This window comes from Anaerococcus obesiensis ph10 (genome assembly GCF_000311745.1).
Taxonomy (GTDB): Bacteria; Bacillota; Clostridia; order Tissierellales; family Peptoniphilaceae; genus Anaerococcus; species Anaerococcus vaginalis.
In genome coordinates, this window is record NZ_HE978534.1 from 1 (window position 1) to 2906 (window position 2906).

Sequence of the window (2906 nt, forward strand, 5' to 3'; positions counted from 1 at the left end):
ACCCTGCGAACTGAAACATCTAAGTAGCAGGAGGAAAAGAAAGAAACATCGATTTTCTAAGTAGCGGCGAGCGAAAGGAAAAGAGCCTAACTCATTAGCGATTTGTTAAAGTTAGTCGAATTATCTGAAAAGATAAACCAAAGAAAGTGAAAGTCTTGTAGACGAAAGCATTAATAAACGAGAGGGAAAGTATCACCGGGCACGAGTAACCCGGTGTGAAGATAGGGGGCCCATCCCCTAAGGCTAAATACTAACATGTGACCGATAGTGAACAAGTACCGTGAGGGAAAGGTGAAAAGAACCCCGAAAGGGGAGTGAAATAGAACCTGAAACCTAGTGCCTACAAGCAGACAGAGCGTGAGCGAACGTGATGTCGTACCTTTTGTAGAATGGGCCAGCGAGTTATTCTAAATTGCAAGGTTAATGATTTAAGATCAGAAGCCGCAGCGAAAGCGAGTCTTAATAGGGCAAAAGTAAGATAGAATAGACCCGAAACCGGGTGATCTATCCATGGTCAGAGTGAAGTTGAAGTAAAATTCAATGGAGGCTCGAACCGGGTGCGGTTTAAAACGCATCGGATGAACTGTGGATAGGGGCGAAAAACCAAACGAACCCGGAGATAGCTGGTTCTCCTCGAAATAGCTTTAGGGCTAGCCTCTGACCTAAGATTTTAGGAGGTAGAGCACTGAATGGTCTAGGGCGGATTACCGTACCAAAACCTATCAAACTCCGAATGCCAAAAAATCAAGTCAGGGAGTCAGACTTAGGGGGATAAGCTTCTAAGTCGAAAGGGAAACAGCCCAGACCGACAGCTAAGGTCCCAAAATTTGAATTAAGTGGAAAAGGATGTGAATCTACTAAGACAACCAGGACGTTGGCTTAGAAGCAGCCATGCATTTAAAGAATGCGTAATAGCTCACTGGTCAAGTGGGTTTGCGCCGAAAATGAACGGGGCTCAAATTCAATACCGAAGCTTCGGATTAATAGAGGGATTAAGTTTACAAATGAGACTAGGAAATATTTAACAAAAACAGAAGAGATTAAAAAGAAAAACAAATTTCAGACGCAGACATAAAGATAGGATATTAAAGAAAAATATTCAAAAAAACACAAGTCTAAAGTCAAAAGTGAGTAACATAAGAAATTATGAACTAACAATCACTGGTTAAGAGTTAAAAACTAGGACTCATAGCTAAACTTAATACCTCTATTAGTGGTAGAGGAGCATTGTATTAGAGACGAAGCCAAGGCGAAAGCAAAAGTGGATCTAATACAAGAGAGAATGCTGGCATGAGTAGCGAGAAGGGATGTGAGAATCATCCCCGTCGAAACCCTAAGGACTCCTGAGCAAGGCTCGTCCCCTCAGGGAAAGTCGGGACCTAAGCCAAGGCCGAAAGGCGTAGGCGATGGATAACAGGTTTATATTCCTGTACCGCTTGAAGTCGTTAAGAGAGAAGTGATGACGCAAAAGGATAAGCAAAGCCATCAGATGGAAAAGATGGTCTAAAGCCGTAGGAAGAAAAGTAGGCAAATCCGCTTTTCAAAATTCTAAAAGCCGATAGGTATCGAAAACATAAGTAGAGAAGTTGCCGATTCCAGGTTGCCAAGAAAAGTCACTATCCAGACCAAAGCGCCCGTACCAAAACCGACACAGGTAGGGAGGTAGAGAATACCAAGACGCGCGGAAGAACCTTTGTTAAGGAACTCGGCAAAATGTCCCCGTAACTTCGGGAGAAGGGGAGCCTGAGCAATCAGGCCACAGAAACCAGGCCCAAGCGACTGTTTACCAAAAACACAAGTTTCTGCAAAATCGCAAGATGAAGTATAGGAGCTGACACCTGCCCGGTGCTGGAAGGTTAAGGGGAAGGCTTAGAGCAATCGAAGGCTAGAACTTAAGCCCCAGTAAACGGCGGCCGTAACTATAACGGTCCTAAGGTAGCGAAATTCCTTGTCGGGTAAGTTCCGACCCGCACGAAAGGTGTAACGATTTGGGCACTGTCTCAACAAAGGATCCGGTGAAATTGTAGTAGTCGTGAAGATGCGACTTACCCACGCTAGGACGGAAAGACCCCGTGGAGCTTTACTGTAGGCTGATATTGGATTTTGAGATTAAATGTACAGGATAGTTGGGAGACTGAGATATCTGGATGCCAATCTAGGAGGAGTCACTGGTGGGATACCAACCTTTTAATATCAAAGTTCTAACCATAGCCCTTGAATCAGGGCATGGGACATTGTCAGTTGGGCAGTTTGACTGGGGCGGTCGCCTCCTAAAAAGTAACGGAGGCGTTCAAAGGTTCGCTCAGAATGGACGGAAACCATTCGTAGAGTATAAAGGCAGAAGCGAGCTTAACTGCGAGAGCTACAACTCAAGCAGAGTCGAAAGACGGACTTAGTGATCCGGTGGTACCGCATGGAAGGGCCATCGCTCAACGGATAAAAGCTACCCCGGGGATAACAGGCTTATCTCCCCCAAGAGTCCACATCGACGGGGAGGTTTGGCACCTCGATGTCGGCTCGTCTCATCCTGGGGCTGGAGTAGGTCCCAAGGGTTGGGCTGTTCGCCCATTAAAGAGGCACGCGAGCTGGGTTCAGAACGTCGTGAGACAGTTCGGTCCCTATCCAGCGTGGGCGTAAGAAATTTGAGAGGAGCTGTCCTTAGTACGAGAGGACCGGGATGGACGCACCAATGGTGTACGAGTTGTTAGGCCACTAGCATGGCTCGGTAGCTAAGTGCGGGAATGATAAGTACTGAAAGCATCTAAGTACGAAGCATGCCTCAAGATAAGATTTCTCAGAGTAGGTAAAGAAAATACCTTAGATAGGTCCAAGGTGTAAGTGCAGTAATGTATTAAGCTAATGGATACTAAACTTTAAATCTTGACTGGAAATATTTATAGCTATTG

At 45.5% G+C, this 2906-nt stretch carries 1 rRNA gene; it reads left to right on the forward strand.

Annotation, left to right across the window (positions count from 1 at the left end):
- A 23S ribosomal RNA gene (locus HGAG_RS10230) occupies positions 1 to 2888 on the forward strand; the annotation flags it as partial.
- Positions 2889 to 2906 lie beyond the last annotated feature (18 nt).